The following is a 17,188-nucleotide window of genomic DNA, read 5'->3' as shown; positions in this document are numbered from 1 at the left end:
CTGCCGGCCGTACGTGGCTGGTCGCGCAGTTCCCCGCGCCCCTGACGGGGCGCTCCGGATCAGCTGAGTTCAGGGGGCTGGTCCTCGGGTGGACCGCCGTTGGCTTGGTCGGCTCCTGGTGCTGGGAACCAGAGTACGAACGTGGAGCCCTCGCCCACTCGGGAGAACAGGCGGATCTGGCCCGCGTGGGACTCCACTATCTGGCGCACTATCGCAAGGCCGAGGCCGGCGTGGCGGTCGCGGCCGCCGGTGTTGCCCTTCGCTCGCCAGAATCGGTCGAAGACGCGGGCCTGGTCGTCGTCGAGGATGCCCGGGCCCTCGTCCCGTACGGATATCCACAGCCAGCTCTCCGCCCGGCCGGCCGACACGGTGATACGGGTGCCGGGCGGAGCCAGCCGTACGGCGTTGGAGAGCAGGTTGCCGACGGCCCGGCGCAGCGCGTCGTGGTCGCCGATGACGGTCAGGCCCGTGGTCAGCCGGCGGCGCAGGACGAGCCCGCGTTCGGCCGCGAGCGACGCGAACTCCTCGCACGCCTCGGTGGCCGCGGCTGCCAGGTCGACGTCGGCGTCGGCGAGCGCTGGCGCGCTGCGGCGGGCGGTGGCAAGGAGGTCCTCCACGAGGCGGGTCATCCGGGTGGTGGCCCGGTCCACGCTGCGGGCCGCGGCCCGGCGCTCCTGCTCGTCGGACTCCTCGGCGGTGAGTACGGCGTCCAGGTTGGCGCGGATGATCGCGAGCGGGCTGCGCAGCTCGTGCGAGGCGTCGTCGATGAGCTGGCGCTGGGCGCGGAAGGCCTCGTCGAGCCGGTCGAGCATCGAGTCCACCGTGTCGGCGAGGTCGCGGAGTTCGTCCTTCGGGCCGTCCAGGCGGATGCGCTGCGACAGGTCCGTGGCCTGGATCTCGGCCGCCGTACGGGAGATGGAGCGGACGGGGCGCAGGGCCCGGCCGGAGAGCACCCAGCCGATCGCGAGGCTGGTGACGGCGAGGCCGCCGAGCACGGCGAGTGAGAAACGGCGGAGGTTGGCGAGTGTCTCGTAGTTGACGGCCGCCTCGACCTCCTGGACCTTCACCGCCTCGATCTCCCCGACGTATACGTTGTCGACGTACTTCGAGGCCGTGAACTGTTTGGTGACGGGGTGCGCCTCGCCGCTGCGCTCGACCGCGAGATACGTCCCGCCGAGGACGAGCGCGGTGAGCACGAACAGCAGGCCGGAGTAGAGGACCGTGAGACGGAAGCGGATGGTGTGGGTGAAGGCGGGCAGCCGGAACGGGAGTTTCACAGTCGGCGGGCGAAGCCTGCGGAACGGGACTCTCACGGCGTCTCCTTGAGCCGGTAGCCCTGCCGGATCACCGTCTCGATCAGCGGCTCCTCGCCCCCGGTGATCTTCCGGCGCAGTGAACCGACCGTGACCCGCACGGTGTTGGTGAACGGGTCGGCGTGCTCGTCCCACACATGTTCAAGCAGTTCCTCGGTGGGCACGACGCGTCCGGGGCGGGTCATCAGATAGTGCAGGACCCCGAACTCCTTCGGCGTGAGCTGGAGCGGGCGTTCGCCCCTGAACGCCTCGAAGCGTGCGGTGTCCAGGCGGAGTTCGCCCACCTCGACGACCGAGGTGCCGCCGTCCTCGCGGCGCAGCAACGCCCTTATGCGGGCGAGGAGTTCGGGCAGCGCGAAGGGTTTCACCAGGTAGTCGTCGGCGCCCTCGTCGAGGCCGCGCACGCGGTCGGCGAGGCGGTCGCGGGCGGTGAGCATCAGGATGCGGGGCCCGCCGGGGGTGGCCCGGACGGCCCGGCAGACCGAGAAGCCGTCCCCGTCGGGCAGATTGAGGTCCAGGAGGACCAAGTCGTAGTCGTTGACGGCCAGTTTCTCGGTGGCCGTGTCGACGTCCGGGGCCACGTCGACCGCGTAGCCCGCCCTGACCAGGCCGAGCCTGAGCGCGACGACCAGGTCCTCCTCGTCCTCGACCACGAGCAGTCTCATGGGCCCAGCACCCGCCCTCCGTCGTCGGCCGTTCCCGGCCGCGGCCAGCCGCCGTCGATGATCGCCCGCGCGGCGTCCATCGCGTCCGTCACGGGAATGGCGAAACCGATGCCGATGGAGCCGCCGCCCCCCTGTTGGTCCAACGTCGCGATGGCCGTATTGATGCCGATGACCCGGCCGTCGGCATCGACCAGGGGGCCGCCGGAGTTGCCCGGGTTGATCGACGCGTCGGTCTGCAGGGCGCGCCGCTGCTCGCCCTGCTCCCCCAGTGTCACCGTGCGGTCCAGGGCGCTCACGATGCCGGAGGTGACGGTGCCGCTGAGGCCGAGCGGGGAACCGATGGCCAGGACAGTGTCGCCGACTCCGGGCTGGGCGCCGGTGGCCAGCTCGGCGGCCTCCAGTCCTCGTGCCGTCTCGGGTTCGAGGACGGCTACGTCGTGGGCGGGATCGTCCCCGATCACGTCGGCGCGCAGCCTGCGGCCGTCCTGGAGCTCTACCGTGACTTGCGAACTGCCGGACACCACATGGGCGTTGGTGAGGATGCGGCCCCGCTCGTCGAAGACGAAGCCGGAACCCTGGCCTGCGTCCGTCTCGATGGACACGACACTGGGCAGAACGCGAGCGGCGACGGCTTCGAGCCCGTTCGTGCCCTGCGCGGCGGTGCTGGAGGAGGAGTCGTCGGAGTCTCCCAGCGCCCCGGCCGCGTAGCCCGCCGCGCCTCCCGCGAGGACGGCGGCGACGATCGCGGCCAGGACGGGGCGGGGTTTGCGCGGGGCGCGTTGTTCCGGGGGCGGGGGTGTGGCGTACGCAGGCGACGCGTATGTCTGCGGCGACGGCATGGGCGTGGCGAAGGGCGGTGGGGGCCGCCCGGGCAGGAACGACGGGCCGCGGGGCTCGCCGAGTCCGGGGTAGGGGCCGGAATCGGAGCCGTCGGATGCCGGGCCGGGCTGCCGGGCGGACGCCCCGGGTCCCGTGGGCTCTGTCGGCCCCGCAGGGCCGGATGGCCGGGGCGGGCCCGGCGGGCGGGACGGGTCGGGACGGTCCGAGTGGGCTGTGTGGTCTACGTGGTCTACGTGGTCTACGTGGGCGGGATATCGGTCGTCGGACACGGTCGTTCCTCCCTGGTCGGGAAACCGGAGGTGGCCGGAGCTGCCGGTCACGGAAGCCTGGAGAACCAGAGCAGTGAGGTCGCAGCGGCGGCTAGCGCGGTGACGAGCCCCGCCGCGACGAACCACTGCCAGACCTCGCGCTCCTCGGTGCGGTAACCGACGGAGCTGCCGATGTCCTCGTACACCGCCTGGAGTTCCTCCCCCGTGGCGGCTTCGTGGAAGTCGCCACCGGTGCGGGACGCCAGGTTCTCCAGGGCCGGCCCGTCGACGGGGACGCGCATGCTGTCGCCCGACGGCAGGTCGACCGTCCCGTCCTCGGTGCCGTACGCGATGGTCGAGACCGGGATCTCGTCGGCGGCCACCTCCTCGGCGGCCGATTCGACCGAGCGGCCCTGGGTGTTGGAGCCGTCCGACAGAAGCACGATGTGGGCGGGCGGTGGCTCGGTCTCGGCCTGCCGGTCGAGGGCGCGCACGGCGTCACGGGCGGCCACGACGGCGTCGCCGATCGCCGTGCCCTGCCGCGTGGTGAGCCCTTCGATGGCCGAGCGCAGCAACTCGCGGTCGGTGGTGGGCGGGACCGCGACCGTCGCGGAGCCGCTGAACTGGACGAGGCCCGCGTTGAAGCGCTCGGGAAGCCGGTCGACGAAGGCGAGCGCGGCCTGTTGGGCGGCCTCGAACCGGGTCGGCTCGACGTCGGTGGCCTGCATGGAGGCGGACACGTCGAACGCCACGACGACGGTGGCCCGTTCACGCGGCACCCGCACCTCGGTGGTGGGCCGGGCGAACCCGAGCACCAGCAGCGCCATCGTCGCGCAGAAGGCGGCCGCGGGAATGTGCCGCCGCCGGCCGGGTCGCCTCGGCGCCACCTTGTCCAGCAGGTCGAGGTTGGTGAACCTGACGGCGTACCGCCCGCGCCTGCGCTGCACCAGCAGGTAGGCGCCGATCAGTCCGGCGAGCGGCACCAGGAGCAGCAGCCAGCCGGGCGAGTTCAGGCCCATGACGCCTCCAGTCGTACGGATATACGGTTCACGCGGCGCCGCCTCCCGCACGGCGCCGGCGGCTCTCGACATGGCGTACGACGTCACGCACCCAGTCCCGGTCGGTCCGCAGCCGGAGGTGGGCCGCGCCCGCACGACGGATCGTCGCCTTGATCAACGCCCGTTGCTCCAGCGCGGCTTCGGCGTACCGCTCGCGCAACTTCCGTGAGTGGGTGGGGATTTCACGTCTGCGGCCGGTCTCCGGGTCGACGACGGTGAGCAGTCCGACGTCGGGCAGCTCCAGTTCGCGCGGGTCGACCGTTTCGACGGCGAGTACTTGCTGGCGGTGTGCGACGGTCCGCAGCGGCTGCTCCCAGCCGACCTCCAGGAAGTCGGAGACCACGGCGACCAGACCGCCGACGGGCAGGGCGCGCAGCGAGTGCAGGGCATCGGCGAGGGTGGTGTCGGCTGTCCCCGGCGCCACCCGGGGGCGGTCGAGTGCGGCGCGCAGGATGGTGAGCAGGTGGTGGCGGCCGGTGCGGGGCGGGATCCGGACGATGCCCTGCGGCCCCGTGATCTGTGCGCCGAGCCGGTTGCCCGCCCGCTCGGTGAGGAAGGCGACGGACGCGGCGGCACCGACGGCCAGGTCGCGCTTCTCCATCCGGGCGGTGCCGAAGTCCATGCTCGCGGAGGCGTCGAGGACGATCCAGGTGGTGAGCTCGCGGTCGGCGAGGGTGAGCCGGACATGCGGGACGGTGGTGCGCGCGGTGGCGTTCCAGTCCATCCGGCGTACGTCGTCGCCGATGACGTACGGGCGGGTCTCGGACGGCTCGCTGCCGGGGCCGGGGAACAGCCCCGGGTGGTCGCCCTGGAGGATGCCGTCGGGGCGGCGGGTGAACAGCAACTCCAGGTGTCTCAGGGCCTGTTCGGGGGTGAGTTCGCGGAGGGTCGGGGAACCGGCGTTCGCGGGGGCGCCGCCTCTTTGCGGACTGCCGCTCATGCCGCTTCCCCCTCCGGGCGCGAGGCGGCCTGGCGCGGGCTGATCCGCGGCTGCTCCACCGCCGCCAGTACCTCGTCGACGATCTCGGCCCCGGTGACACCGTCGGCGATCGCGTCGAAGGACAGTACGAGGCGGTGGGCGACGACCTCGTGGGCCAGGTCGTGCACGTCCTCGGGGAGGACGTAGGCACGTCCTCGCAGCAGGGCGAGCGCGCGTGCCGCCGCCACCAGGCCGAGCGTGGCCCGGGGACCCGCGCCGTGCGCCAACCGGCGGTCGGGGCCCGCGAGTTCACGGGTCGCGCAGACCAGGCGTACGACGTACTCGGCGACCGCGTGGTGCACGAACACCTCGTCGGCGGAGCGCTGGAGCGCGATCAGCCGGTCGGGGGTGAGGACGGGGCGCGCCCGGGGCGGGTCGACGCTCATCCGGTAGAGGATCGCGAGCTCCTCGGACTCGCTGGGTGTGGTGATGTCGACCTTGAGCAGGAAGCGGTCGCGCTGGGCTTCGGGGAGTTGGTAGACGCCCTCGGACTCGATGGGGTTCTGGGTGGCGAGTACGAGGAACGGCTGGGGGACGGGGATGGTGGTGCCGCCGATGGTCACCTGCTGCTCGCCCATCACCTCGAGCAGCGCGGACTGCACCTTGGCGGGGGCGCGGTTGATCTCGTCGGCGAGCACGAAGTTGGCGACGACCGGGCCCGGTTCGACGCTGAACGTCTCCTGGGACGGGCGGTAGACGCGGGTGCCGGTGATGTCGGAGGGGACGAGGTCGGGGGTGAACTGCAGCCGGGCGAACCGTCCGCCCGCGACCTGCGCGAGTGTCTTCGCGGCGAGCGTCTTGGCGACGCCGGGCACGCCTTGCAGCAGGCAGTGGCCGCGGGCCAGGACAGCGGTGAACATCCGCTCCACCATGCGGTCCTGACCGACGATCACTCGCTTGACCTCGAAGAGGGCTTCTTCGAGAAGCTTGTCCTCGCTTCCCCGTTCGGGGGTGGTCACAGCGCCTCGGCGGCGTCCGACGGAGTGGCGCCGCCGGTTCCGTTCTTCTCGGGGCAGTCCTCGCGGTCGGCGGCCCCGCTGCCCGGGGTGTCCTCCTCGACGACGAAGCGGGTCTGTCCGCCGGAGGCCTCGCCACCGTCGGAGGCGATCGCGACGCCGCCTCCGGCCAGGCCCAAAGCGGCCAGAACGGCGGCGGCGACAACGGTGTTACGGGTACGACGTGTCATGGTCAGTGGCTCCTTCGGCCGTGTGGGACGACGTCCGGTACGGAGCCAAGACCATCAGGTGAATGCGAAAGCGGGCTTAAAGCCCGCGTCCGCTTACGGGTGCTCGGTGCCTTGCAGGTGTTCGGCGCCTTACAGGTTGCTCGGTGCCTTACAGGTGCTCGGTGCCTTATGGGTGCTCGATGCCCTCCTCCAGCTTCTGCCCCCGCAGCAGGAACCACGCCGCCACCGCCGTGACGAGCAGCACCCCCGCTCCGATGCCCGCGGCGAGCGTGAGCCCGTCGACGAACGCGGTGCGGGCCGAGTCCATCAGGGCCGCCGCGGTGTCCGCGGGCAGCCCGGCCGCCGACTCGGCGGCGCCGCCGAGCGACTCGTGGGCCTCGGCCGGTGTGCCGGCGGGGCCGGTGAAGCCCGCGTACACACCGGTCACGATCGAGCCGAGGAGCGCGATGCCCAGGGCGGCACCGAGTTCGTACGCCGTCTCGGAGACCGCGGACGCGGCGCCCGCCTGCTCCTTGGGCACGCTGGAGAGGATCACGTCGGCGGTGACGGTGAAGGAGAACCCCGCGCCGATGCCGACGACCAGCAGCGCGGTGCCGAGCAGCGGGTAGCCGGTGGACTGGTCCAGCAGGGTGAGCGCTGCGAGCGCCAGGCCGACCGCGGCGAGACCGCCGGAGACCACGGCACGCACCGAGAACCGCCGCGCGACCGTACCCGCGATGAGGCCCGCCGCCACCGCGCCGATGGCGGCGGGCAGTTCGGCGAGTCCGGCCTCGAACGGGCCCCGGCCCTGCACGAGTTGCAGGTACTGCGAGAGGAAGAAGACCAGCCCGGACAGTCCGAGGATGGTGAAGAGGTCGGCGAGCACGGCTCCGGAGAAGCCGCGGTGGCGGAACAGCCGCATGTCCAACAGTGGCGAGGGAAGCGTGAGTTGGCGTCGTACGAACCAGTAGAGGGCGCCCGATCCGAGCAGGCCCACGGTGACCGCCTGCCACTCGATGCCGTGCGTGGCGGCCTCCTTCACCGCGTACACGATGCCGATCATGCCGATGAGTGAGAGGCCGACGCTGGTCAGGTCCCACGGGCCGGGGTTCGGGTTGCGCGACTCCGGCAGCAGCTTGATGCCGACGAGGACGAGGACGGCCATCACGGGCAGGTTGATCAGGAAGACCGAGCCCCACCAGAAGTGTTCGAGCAGGAAGCCGCCGACCACGGGGCCCAGGGCCGCACCGGCGGAGGCGGTCGCGCCCCAGATGCCGATGGCGAGGCTGCGCTCGCGCGGGTCGTGGAAGAGGTTGCGGATGAGGGCGAGCGTGGCGGGCATCAGGGTCGCGCCCGCGACACCGAGCAACGCCCGCGCCACGATCATCATTTCGGGCGTCGTCGCGTAGGCGTTGAGCACGGATATCGCGCCGAACGCCGTGGCGCCGATCAGCAGCAGCTTCTTGCGGCCGATGCGGTCGCCCAGGCTGCCCATGGAGACGAGCAGGCCCGCGATCACGAAGGAGTAGACGTCACCGATCCACAGGAGCTGCGTCCCGGACGGCTTCAGGTCCTCGCTGATGTACGGGGTGGCGAGGCCGAGGACGGTCGCGTCGACGGCCACCAGCAGCACGGCCAGGACGAGGACGGAGAGCGCCAGCCAACGGCCCGGGCGCTTCTCCACCTCCGCCACGGATACCGGCTGCAGCGTGCTGGTCATGATTCCTCTCTCCTTAGGGCACCACCGAGCAACAGCTCGACGGTCATGAAATGGAAGTCCTTGGCGGCCACGCGGCCGTCCATCACGGCCCAGGCGCCCGAGGCCATCAGGCCGTAGAGCGCCTCGGTGAGCCAGGCCGGGCTGAGGTCGATACGGAACTCGCCGCTCTCCTGGCCGCGCCGGAACAGATCGCCGATGCGCTGGTCGAGGTGGGCCCAGCCCACGTGCTGTGCGTCGCCCTCGAAGAGCTGGTTCTCGGTGTAGAGGAAGGCGAGCAGTGCGGCGACGGGTTCGATCTCCGCCACCAGCCGTCGCACGGCTTCGCTCGCACTGCCCTCGTCGAGCCGGGCCCCGTCGAGGGCCGCGTCGCACTCCCGGATGCCGAGTTCTTCGAGCGCCCGGACGAGCGCGTCCCGCCCCGCGAACTGGCGGTGCAGCGTGGCCCGGCTGATCCCGGCCGCCTTGGCAACCTCGTCCATGGTGGCGGTGGATTTCCGGGTGAGCAGGGCGGCTGCGCTGCGCAGCACATGTTCACGGTCGACAGCCATGAGACAACCATAACCCATATGAGACATGACTGTCTCACCAGAAGCGCGCGGGTCTCACCTTTCAGGGCCGATCAAGGTGCTCAGTGCCAGGGCAGCTGCCCGCGCCGCTCCCAGTAGGCGGCCGGCTCCTCCGCCAGCGCGTCGAGCTTGGCCAGCTGATCGTCGTCGAGGTCCACGACCGCCGCGTGCAGGTTCGAGGCGAGCTGGTTGACGGTGGCCGCGCCGGAGAGGACGACTCCGGCCCAGGGCTGCCGCAGGACGAGAGCGAGGGCGACCGCGTCGGCGCCGAGTCCGGCCTCCCCGGCGATGTCCCGCAGAACGCCCGGGGCGTGCTCGGCCGCGAGGCGTCCGTTGGCCATGCCCTCCTTGACGATCACGGTGAGTCCGGCGTCGTGGGCTTCGGCGAGGGCGGGTGCGGCCGAGGTCTCCAGCGCGTTGTAGGTGGCCTGGACGGTACGGAAGAGCGGCTCGCCGTCCACTGTCACGGCGAGCGCGGCACGGATCGCGTCGGCCTGGGCGGGCCCGCTGGTGGAGAAGCCGATCGAGAGCCCCTGGGCGGCCGCGTCGGCCAGCTTGGCGTGGAGCTCCTTGTCGGTGAGGGCCGGGCTGTCCGGGGTCACCGAGTGGATCTGGTAGAGGTCGAGGCGGTCGCCGAGCAGCTCGGCGGTTTCGCTGCGCTGGCGGTCGTAGGCCTGGACGCTGTGGTCCTTGACCTCGTGTTTCTCGGCGTCGGTGGACCAGCTGGCGGTGTAGGTGTAGCCCCACTTGCTGCCGATCACGACGTCGTCGATGTCGGGCCGGCTGTGCAGCCAGTCGGCGAGAAACTCCTCGGAGCGGCCGTAGGAGCGGGCCGCGTCGAAGTAGCGGACGCCCTGGAAGTAGGCGGCGTCGAGGAGTTCGTGGGTACGGGCGCGCAGGGTCTCGACGCTGCGGTTCTCTCCGAGGTCGTGGTCCCGGCCGAGGTTGATGTAGCCCGGGCGGCCCACCGCGGCGAGGCCGAGTCCGATGTGGCACGTCGGGGTCGTTGCTGTGGCCAGTCGGGCGAAGGGCATCGCGGGCTCCGTTGGGTCGGCTCCGGTACGGCTGTCCGACCCAACGTAACCCGCGATGACCTTTGGGTCCGCCTACGAACTCGCTTCCTGCGGTGCTTTGGCGGGTGCGGGAGCCATGTGGCTTGTCGCGCAGTTCCCCGCGCCCCTGACAGTCACCGCTTGTTCTTAGCCGTGGCCCACTCGTGCTGGGCCGCCACGTCCGTCTTCACCTCTGCCAGCTGGATCGCGACCGCGCTCGGCGCCGTGCCTCCCCGGCCGTCACGGGACGCGAGCGCGCCGTGGACGTTGAGGACGGAGCGCACCTCGGGGGTCAGGTGCGCGGAGATCTTCGCGAACTGCTCGTCGGTCAGGCCGTCCAGTTCGATGCCGTCGGCCTCGGCGACCTTCACGCACTCGCCGGCGACCTCGTGGGCGACGCGGAACGGTACGCCCTGCTTCACCAGCCACTCGGCGATGTCGGTGGCGAGCGAGAAGCCGGCCGGGGCCAGTTCCTCCATGCGCTCGCGGTTGATGGTCAGGGTCGCCATCATGCCGGTGAAGGCGGGGAGCAGGACCTCGAGCTGGTCGCAGGAGTCGAAGACCGGCTCCTTGTCCTCCTGGAGGTCGCGGTTGTACGCGAGCGGGAGGGCCTTGAGGGTCGCCATCAGGCCGGTCAGATTGCCGATGAGGCGGCCGCTCTTGCCGCGCGCCAGCTCGGCGATGTCCGGATTCTTCTTCTGCGGCATGATCGAGGAGCCGGTGGAGAACGCGTCGTGGAGGGTGACGAAGGAGAACTCCTTCGTGTTCCAGATGATGATCTCCTCGGCGATCCGGGACAGGTTCACACCGATCATCGCGGTGATGAAGGCGAACTCGGCGACGAAGTCGCGGGAGGCCGTTCCGTCGATGGAGTTGCCCACGCTGCCGTGCTCGAAGCCCAGGTCCTTCGCCACCGCCTCCGGGTCGAGGCCCAGCGAGGAACCGGCCAGGGCGCCCGAGCCGTACGGGGAGACCGCCGTGCGCTCGTCCCACTGGCGCAGCCGTTCGGCGTCCCGGGAAAGCGACTGGGCGTGCGCGAGGACATGGTGCGCGAAGAGCACCGGCTGGGCGTGCTGGAGGTGCGTGCGGCCGGGCATCGCGACGTCCGGGTGGGCCTCGGCCAGGCCGACCAGGGCGTCCTGAAGGTCGGCGATCAGACCGCCGATGACGCGGGCGTGGTCGCGCAGGTACATCCGGAAGAGGGTCGCGACCTGGTCGTTGCGGGAGCGGCCCGCGCGGAGCTTGCCGCCGAGGTCGGGGCCGATGCGCTCCAACAGGCCGCGCTCCAGGGCCGTATGAACGTCCTCGTCGGCGATGGTGCCGACCAGGACGCCTGATGCCACATCCGCTTCGAGCCGGTCGAGGCCCGCGAGCATGCGCGTCAGCTCGTCCTCGGTGAGCAGGCCCGCCTTGTGCAGCACGCGCGCGTGGGCACGCGATCCGGCGATGTCGTACGGCGCGAGGCGCCAGTCGAAATGGACGGACGCGGACAGCTTGGCCAGGGCCTCGGCGGGACCGTCGGCGAAACGGCCGCCCCAGAGCCGTACGTCTCCGCTGTTGCTGCTCACTTGCGTTGCTCCTCAAAGCTGTTGATGTGCCACCGCCTCCGCACCAAGGGGTGAGGAGGCGGTCGTCAGGCTAGTACGGACGAGACCTGCACCTGCGGATACAGGCGAGACCTACGCCTGGTCCCGCTTCGCGGCGATCTTCGACGACAGGCTGTAGATGTCGATGAAGCCCTTGGCCGCGGCCTGGTCGAAGCTGTCGCCCGTGTCGTACGTGGCGAGGTTGAACTCGTAGAGCGAGGTGTCCGAGCGCCGGCCGGTGACGACGGCACGGCCGCCGTGCAGAGTCATCCGGATGTCGCCGTTGACGTGCTGGTTGGCCTCGGTGATGAAGCCGTCGAGGGCGCGCTTGAGCGGGGAGAACCACTGGCCGTCGTAGACGAGTTCGCCCCAGCGCTGCTCGACCTGCCGCTTGTAGCGGGCGAGTTCGCGCTCGACGGTGACATTCTCCAGCTCCTGGTGGGCGGTGATCAGGGCGATCGCGCCCGGAGCCTCGTACACCTCACGGGACTTGATGCCGACAAGGCGGTCCTCGACCATGTCGATCCGGCCGATGCCCTGGGCGCCCGCGCGCTCATTGAGCTGCTGAATGGCCTGGAGGACGGTGACGGGCTTGCCGTCGATGGCGACCGGGACGCCCTCCTTGAAGGAGATGACGACCTCGTCGGCCTCGCGGGCCTCGGCCGGGTTCGAGGTGTACTCGTAGATGTCCTCGATCGGCGCGTTCCAGATGTCCTCCAGGAAGCCCGTCTCGACGGCGCGCCCGAAGACGTTCTGGTCGATGGAGTACGGGGACTTCTTGGAGGTGGCGATGGGGAGGTTCTTCGCCTCGCAGAAGGCGATCGCCTTGTCGCGGGTCATCGCGTAGTCGCGGACCGGGGCGATGCACTGGAGGTCGGGGGCGAGGGCGACGATGCCGGCCTCGAAGCGGACCTGGTCGTTGCCCTTGCCGGTGCAGCCGTGCGCGACCGTGGTGGCGCCGTGCTTCTGGGCGGCGGCGACGAGGTGCTTGACGATCGTCGGCCGGGAGAGGGCGGAGACCAGCGGGTAGCGGTCCATGTAAAGGGCGTTGGCCTTGATCGCGGGGAGGCAGTACTCCTCGGCGAACTCGTCCTTGGCGTCCGCGACCTCGGCCTCGACGGCACCGCAGGCGAGCGCGCGCTTGCGGATGACGTCCAGGTCCTCGCCGCCCTGGCCGACATCGACAGCGACGGCGATGACCTCGGCGCCCGTCTCCTCGGCGATCCAGCCGATGGCGACGGACGTGTCCAGACCGCCTGAGTAGGCGAGTACGACGCGCTCGGCCACGGGTTTCTCCTTACAGTGCATTCGCTGACATGCATGAGTATGCAGAACTCTGCATGATTCGTCAATCTCGGCGAGGCTCAGCGCCCCTCATGGCCGAGATACCGAACACGGGACGCGATCTCAGACGAATCCGAGGTTTCTTTGAATGCACTTTGAACAAGGGAAACCGCTTACCCGTATCTCTCCCCGACGCAGGCGCCGCGTTCGTACACCGAGAGGCACTCCGCCCGGCCGACCGCCGGGCGGCTCCCCGCCCCTGACCCGAGTGAGGCTTCCGCATGTCCAGGGCTCTTCCGAAGTACAACAAGCGCCGCGTCGTCGTGATCGGTGGCGCCTCCGCGATGGTGCTGTCCGCTGCGGTGATCGCCGGCTCGGCCTTGGCCGGGGAGACGTCCAAGAGCAGCGGCCAGAACGCCACTACGAAGGCCGCATCCCCGGGCACGGTGAACTGCCCGGCCGTCGCGCCGAGCCTGCCCGCGATCCCCGCCTCCGCGAAGGCCGAGGTCGACCGCAACCTCGCGCTGCTCAACACCCAGATCGCGGAGGCCAACAAGAGACTGGTCGACACGGTCGGCCAGGGCGGCGCCAACTTCGTCCAGAACGCGATCCTCGGCCCCCTCAAGGACAAGCGCGTCGCCACCATCAACCGCATCGCGACGGCGATCGGGCGCACCGCGGCCAAGCCGGTGGGCCTGGACTCGCTCGCGCCGTGCGCGCTGAACGCGGCCGGGGGCGGTGCCGCCGCGACGCCGAGCGCGCCGCAGGCCAGTACCCCCGCGAGCGCACCGGCGAACACCGCCGCACCCGCGGCCGGCTCCGGTGCCGCCGGCACGATCAGCTGCCCGGACGTCGCCTCGCGCCTGCCCGCGATCCCCGCCTCCGCCAAGGCCGAGGTCGACCGCAACCTGGCGCTGCTGAACACGCAGATCAACGAGGCCAACACGCGGCTGGTGAACACGGTCGGCCAGGGCGGACCCAACTTCGTCCAGAACGCGATCCTCGGCCCGCTGGCCGACAAGCGCGTCGCCACCATCGACCGCATCGCCATCTCCATCGGCCGCACCGCGGCCAAGCCCCAGGGCCTGGGCACGCTGGCCACCTGCACCCTCAACAAGTAAAAGACTCCGTGGCCGCCCCGTCCCGCAGCGCCGACCGGGGCGGCCACGGAACCCCGCAGTTCCTTAGACAAAGTAAGGAACTTGGTCAATAATCGTTAGACATGGGAAAGACTTATGAGCGCATAGACGGCCGACTGCGTACGTTCATCGAGGCGCAGCCCCTCTTCTTCACCGCGACCGCGCCCCTGTCGGGGGACGGCACGGTCAACCTCTCACCCAAGGGGCTCACCGGCTCCTTCGTGGTGATCGACGAACTGACCGTGGCATACCTGGACTTCGCCGGGAGCAATGCCGAGACGATCGCCCATCTGCGGGAGAACGGCCGGATCACCCTCATGTGGTGCGCCTTCCAGGGGCCGCCGAACATCGTCCGTGTGCACGGCCACGGCGAGCCCGTCTTCCGGGACGACCCGCGCTTCAGCGAACTGCTCGCCCACTTCCCGGACATCGACCCGACCCCGCACGGCCTGCGCGCGATCATCGTCGTGACGGCCGAACTCGTCCGGGACACCTGCGGGTACGCGGTGCCCTTCATGTCGTACGACGAGGACCGCGATCTGCACGCCAAGCGCTTCGCGCGCGAGGACGACGCCTCACTCGACGCGTACTTCGGGAAGAAGGAGCACATCGCGACAAGCATGGACGGCCTGCCCGGGCTGCCCCTGCCGCTGCCTCCCACCCCGGCCTGAGCCCGCACCACTTGAGGACCTTGCGCCACTCGAGTACGTAATGTCGAGGTGCGGGCGTTATGCCGATCTTCTTGGTTGACAGGACAGTTGTTCCATTTGACGGAATTCTCCCTTCCGCCGTGCGCAGCCCCTACGCTCGGCAAAAACCGCCCACCGGGCGGAAACACCAGGAACGGATGGGGGATCCATGTTCCGAGCCGCAAGCGAACCTCAGAGCAAACGTCATGTCCGGAACTCGTTCTTCGTCGTGGGTGAGGGACTCCTCGCCGACCCGGGGACCGACGAACCGGCCGAGGCGCAGGCGGCGTCGAGCGTCGCGGCGCTGCGCAAGTTCCAGTTCTCCCGGTTAGGACCGAAGGCGAAGCCCGAGCAGCTGCTCAACCGGGCCCAGCGCACGGAACTCGCCCAGAAGATGACCACGGACCCGCCCGGCCCGGGCGGCCAGCCGAACTCCAGCCCCGGGGTACCGGCGGGCTTCACCTATCTCGGCCAGTTCGTGGACCACGACCTGACCCTGGACGCCACCGCGGTGCGCCTGGAGGAGGACGTCACCGTCCAGCAGCTGCTCCAGGGCAGGTCGCCCGCGCTGGACCTCGACAGTCTCTACGGCCTCGGACCGGACAACCGCTTCGACCGCCGCTTCTACGAGGACGACGGGATCCGCCTGAAGTCCGGCACGACCCAGGGCATCCCGGGCGCCAACGACATCACCAAGGACCCGCTGGCCGGCTTCGACCTGCCCCGGGTCGGAGCGGGCTCGCTGCCGTCCGAGCGACGCCGGCCGCTGATCCCGGATCCGCGCAACGACGAGAACCTCGTCGTCGCCCAGATCCACAGCGCCTTCATCCGCTTCCACAACCGGTTCGTGACCGAGCTCGCCGACAAGGGCGTGTCCAGCGCGGTGCTCTTCGAGTCGGCGCGCGAGGCGGTCGTCAAGCACTACCAGTGGATGCTGGTCCACGACTTCCTGCCGCGGATCGTCGACGGGTCCGTCATCGACGAGGTCTTCGGCAAGGGCCGCAAGCACTTCGAGCCCTCGCCGGGGGATCAGGACCGCCCGACGATGCCGATCGAGTTCTCCGTGGCCGCCTACCGTCTCGGCCACAGCATGGTGCGCGACGAGTACGAGTGGAACAGGATCTTCCGCACGGGCGGCCTCACCGTAGCCACGCTCGAGCTGCTGTTCCGCTTCACCGGCACGAGCGGCAACCTCTCCCCGGGCGGCGACATCAACGACCCCGAGTCGGGCGGCTTCGAGCGCCTTCCCACCAACTGGATCGCCGACTTCCGGCGCCTGTTCGACTTCCCCAAGGGAGGTCGCGCCGACCTCGCCGTGACCGCCGGCGAGTTCAACCTCACCAAGCGCATCGACACCCTGCTGGTCGACCCGCTGGCGAAACTGCCTCTCGGCTCGTTCGGCGCACGCCCGCAAGGGCCCAGCGACGCCATCGAGTTGAACCTGGCGTTCCGGAACCTGACCCGGGCCAACATGGTGAGTCTCGCCACGGGTCAGCAGATGGCCTCGCGGCTCAAGGTGAAGCCGTTGCTCGCCTCCGACTTCGACAACCGCGACGGAGCCCAGCTCTCCGACGCGCTCAAGAAGAAGCTCGTCAAGGACTGCCCGCTGTGGTTCTACATCCTCCGCGAGGCCGAGGTGAACGGCGGCGGCAAACTGACCGGCGTCGGCGGACGCATCGTCGCCGAGGTCTTCCACCGCGCCATCGAAGGCAGTCACCACTCCATCGTCCGTGACCCCTTCTGGCGTCCGTTCCTCACGCCCGACGCGCAGCGGAAGGCCGACGGGAAGTTCGACATGACCGACCTCCTGCTGTACGCGTTCGAAAGCAAGGCCGAACTCCTCAACCCGCTGGGTCCGTGAGCCCGGACCCTGTGGACACCGTGGTTTCCGGGCGCCCCGGCGGGCAGCCCGGAAACCACGGGAACACCGGCGACGGCACCGGGGAACACACCGACGGTCGGCGCCTGGACGGCCCACCCGGGCTGCCCCGGCCACTGCCTCCCCGTAGCGTCCGGTCCATGCGTCCCGGTGCCGCCGTCCTCCTCGTGTCCGCGTCCCTCCTCAGCCTGGCCGTGGCCCCGAGCGGCCCGCCTCCCCTTCCCGAACGGATGGCGGACACCGGCGGCGGCACCCAGCTCATCACCGCCCAGGCCTCGCGTACGTCCTCGACGAAGGGGACCGTCACCTGGTGGGACCGGCGCGACGGGCGGTGGGTGAAGGCCGGTTCCGTGGCCGCGCGCTTCGGTGCCAAGGGGCTGGTCGAGGGAGGCTCGCGTCGGCAGGGGACGAACACGACCCCCACCGGTCTTTACGACCTCCCGTACGCGTTCGGGATCAAGGCCGCGCCCGGCGGGACCAGGACCCCGTACCGCAGGGTTCACCAGAAGTCCTGGTGGTGCCAGGACAACAACTCCCGCGCCTACAACCGGTGGACCGAGCCCCGTGCCGCCGACTGCCGTGCCTCGGAGTCCGAGCACCTGATCTCGTACCCCACGCAGTACGCGTACGCCCTCGTCATCGGGTTCAACTACGAGCGGCCGGTGCGGGGGCGCGGCGCCGGCATCTTCTTGCACGTCAACGGGCGTGGGGCGACTGCCGGTTGTGTGTCGGTGCCCGGGGACGCGATGCGGCGGATCGTGAAGTGGGCCGATCCGGCGCGGAGGCCGCACATCGCGATCGGCACGGAGCGCGGGGCGACCGTTATCACTCGCTACTAGGCGCCGTTTCGGTCGGGGACCGTTGTTGCCTGTGGGGCCGCTGTGGCTGGTCGCGCAGTTCCCCGCGCCCCTGAAGTGCCGCCTGTTTCTCCAGGCCGCACTGGACTCAGCTGCCCGTTGAACACTCCGACGTCGCGCCACGTACCTCTGGGCCAAGGGGGACCCA

16 protein-coding genes are annotated in these 17,188 nt (G+C 70.5%); 4 read left to right on the top strand and 12 right to left on the bottom strand.

Annotated features, from left to right (window positions below):
* Positions 1 to 59 precede the first annotated feature (59 nt).
* The 12 genes from OG246_RS24135 to OG246_RS24080 form a co-directional block, all read right to left on the bottom strand.
* A complete protein-coding gene (locus OG246_RS24135) occupies positions 60 to 1,313 on the bottom strand; it encodes a cell wall metabolism sensor histidine kinase WalK (RefSeq protein WP_266467356.1) in 1,254 nt (417 codons plus the stop codon).
* Complete coding sequence (locus OG246_RS24130) at positions 1,310 to 1,978, bottom strand: response regulator transcription factor (protein ID WP_266467353.1); 669 nt, start codon at positions 1,976 to 1,978, stop codon at positions 1,310 to 1,312. Before OG246_RS24130 ends, OG246_RS24135 begins: the two co-directional genes overlap by 4 nt.
* Positions 1,975 to 2,817, bottom strand: a complete 843-nt coding sequence (locus OG246_RS24125; RefSeq protein WP_266467350.1) for a S1C family serine protease — start codon at positions 2,815 to 2,817, stop codon at positions 1,975 to 1,977. Before OG246_RS24125 ends, OG246_RS24130 begins: the two co-directional genes overlap by 4 nt.
* A 317-nt stretch (positions 2,818 to 3,134) precedes the next feature.
* The gene (locus OG246_RS24120; RefSeq protein ID WP_266467347.1) at positions 3,135 to 4,085 is read right to left on the bottom strand and encodes a VWA domain-containing protein; all 951 of its coding nucleotides are present in this window, start codon (positions 4,083 to 4,085) and stop codon (positions 3,135 to 3,137) included.
* A 28-nt stretch (positions 4,086 to 4,113) separates the two neighbouring features.
* The gene (locus tag OG246_RS24115; protein ID WP_266467344.1) at positions 4,114 to 5,064 is read right to left on the bottom strand and encodes a DUF58 domain-containing protein; all 951 of its coding nucleotides are present in this window, start codon (positions 5,062 to 5,064) and stop codon (positions 4,114 to 4,116) included.
* Positions 5,061 to 6,062, bottom strand: a complete 1,002-nt coding sequence (locus tag OG246_RS24110) for a MoxR family ATPase (protein WP_266467341.1) — start codon at positions 6,060 to 6,062, stop codon at positions 5,061 to 5,063. The genes OG246_RS24115 and OG246_RS24110 overlap by 4 nt, the downstream gene beginning before the upstream one ends.
* Positions 6,059 to 6,289: a hypothetical protein gene (locus OG246_RS24105; protein WP_266467338.1), complete on the bottom strand. Its 231-nt coding sequence runs from the start codon at positions 6,287 to 6,289 to the stop codon at positions 6,059 to 6,061. Before OG246_RS24105 ends, OG246_RS24110 begins: the two co-directional genes overlap by 4 nt.
* 166 nt (positions 6,290 to 6,455) lie before the next feature.
* Positions 6,456 to 7,988, bottom strand: coding sequence for an MFS transporter (locus tag OG246_RS24100; protein WP_266467335.1), 1,533 nt, complete (start codon positions 7,986 to 7,988; stop codon positions 6,456 to 6,458).
* On the bottom strand, positions 7,985 to 8,536 hold the full coding sequence (locus tag OG246_RS24095; RefSeq protein WP_266467332.1) for a TetR/AcrR family transcriptional regulator: 552 nt from the start codon (positions 8,534 to 8,536) through the stop codon (positions 7,985 to 7,987). Before OG246_RS24095 ends, OG246_RS24100 begins: the two co-directional genes overlap by 4 nt.
* 80 nt (positions 8,537 to 8,616) lie before the next feature.
* The gene (locus OG246_RS24090; protein ID WP_266467329.1) at positions 8,617 to 9,588 is read right to left on the bottom strand and encodes an aldo/keto reductase; all 972 of its coding nucleotides are present in this window, start codon (positions 9,586 to 9,588) and stop codon (positions 8,617 to 8,619) included.
* A 152-nt stretch (positions 9,589 to 9,740) separates the two neighbouring features.
* Positions 9,741 to 11,174, bottom strand: coding sequence for an argininosuccinate lyase (argH, locus tag OG246_RS24085; RefSeq protein WP_266467326.1), 1,434 nt, complete (start codon positions 11,172 to 11,174; stop codon positions 9,741 to 9,743).
* Between the two features lie 111 nt (positions 11,175 to 11,285).
* Positions 11,286 to 12,479, bottom strand: a complete 1,194-nt coding sequence (locus tag OG246_RS24080; RefSeq protein ID WP_266467323.1) for an argininosuccinate synthase — start codon at positions 12,477 to 12,479, stop codon at positions 11,286 to 11,288.
* A gap of 278 nt (positions 12,480 to 12,757) precedes the next feature.
* On the opposite strand from OG246_RS24080, the gene OG246_RS24075 reads away from it, so the two are divergent.
* From OG246_RS24075 to OG246_RS24060, 4 genes are all read left to right on the top strand, one after another.
* Complete coding sequence (locus tag OG246_RS24075; RefSeq protein ID WP_266467320.1) at positions 12,758 to 13,597, top strand: hypothetical protein; 840 nt, start codon at positions 12,758 to 12,760, stop codon at positions 13,595 to 13,597.
* 101 nt (positions 13,598 to 13,698) lie between these two features.
* Positions 13,699 to 14,286 carry a pyridoxamine 5'-phosphate oxidase family protein gene (locus tag OG246_RS24070; protein WP_266467317.1) on the top strand — a complete coding sequence of 196 codons (588 nt, stop codon included), beginning with the start codon at positions 13,699 to 13,701 and terminating at the stop codon, positions 14,284 to 14,286.
* Between the two features lie 247 nt (positions 14,287 to 14,533).
* Positions 14,534 to 16,165, top strand: a complete 1,632-nt coding sequence (locus OG246_RS24065) for a heme peroxidase family protein (RefSeq protein WP_266467314.1) — start codon at positions 14,534 to 14,536, stop codon at positions 16,163 to 16,165.
* A 158-nt stretch (positions 16,166 to 16,323) separates the two neighbouring features.
* A complete protein-coding gene (locus tag OG246_RS24060) occupies positions 16,324 to 17,022 on the top strand; it encodes a L,D-transpeptidase (protein WP_266467311.1) in 699 nt (232 codons plus the stop codon).
* Positions 17,023 to 17,188 lie beyond the last annotated feature (166 nt).

Origin of the sequence: Streptomyces sp. NBC_00620 (genome assembly GCF_026341825.1) — a bacterium.
GTDB lineage: Bacteria > Actinomycetota > Actinomycetes > Streptomycetales > Streptomycetaceae > Streptomyces.
This window is presented reverse-complemented; position numbering and strand designations above follow the sequence as displayed.

Excerpts from the sequence above, each read along its gene's own strand:
- OG246_RS24120 (WP_266467347.1), bottom strand. The coding sequence starts at position 4,085 with ATGGGCCTGAACTCGCCCGGCTGGCTGCTGCTCCTGGTGCCGCTCGCC.
- OG246_RS24125 (WP_266467350.1), bottom strand. The coding sequence starts at position 2,817 with ATGCCGTCGCCGCAGACATACGCGTCGCCTGCGTACGCCACACCCCCG.
- OG246_RS24100 (WP_266467335.1), bottom strand. The coding sequence starts at position 7,988 with ATGACCAGCACGCTGCAGCCGGTATCCGTGGCGGAGGTGGAGAAGCGC.
- OG246_RS24070 (WP_266467317.1), top strand. The coding sequence starts at position 13,699 with ATGGGAAAGACTTATGAGCGCATAGACGGCCGACTGCGTACGTTCATC.
- OG246_RS24095 (WP_266467332.1), bottom strand. The coding sequence starts at position 8,536 with ATGGCTGTCGACCGTGAACATGTGCTGCGCAGCGCAGCCGCCCTGCTC.
- OG246_RS24105 (WP_266467338.1), bottom strand. The coding sequence starts at position 6,289 with ATGACACGTCGTACCCGTAACACCGTTGTCGCCGCCGCCGTTCTGGCC.
- OG246_RS24075 (WP_266467320.1), top strand. The coding sequence starts at position 12,758 with ATGTCCAGGGCTCTTCCGAAGTACAACAAGCGCCGCGTCGTCGTGATC.
- OG246_RS24130 (WP_266467353.1), bottom strand. The coding sequence starts at position 1,978 with ATGAGACTGCTCGTGGTCGAGGACGAGGAGGACCTGGTCGTCGCGCTC.
- OG246_RS24060 (WP_266467311.1), top strand. The coding sequence starts at position 16,324 with ATGCGTCCCGGTGCCGCCGTCCTCCTCGTGTCCGCGTCCCTCCTCAGC.
- OG246_RS24090 (WP_266467329.1), bottom strand. The coding sequence starts at position 9,588 with ATGCCCTTCGCCCGACTGGCCACAGCAACGACCCCGACGTGCCACATC.
- OG246_RS24115 (WP_266467344.1), bottom strand. The coding sequence starts at position 5,064 with ATGAGCGGCAGTCCGCAAAGAGGCGGCGCCCCCGCGAACGCCGGTTCC.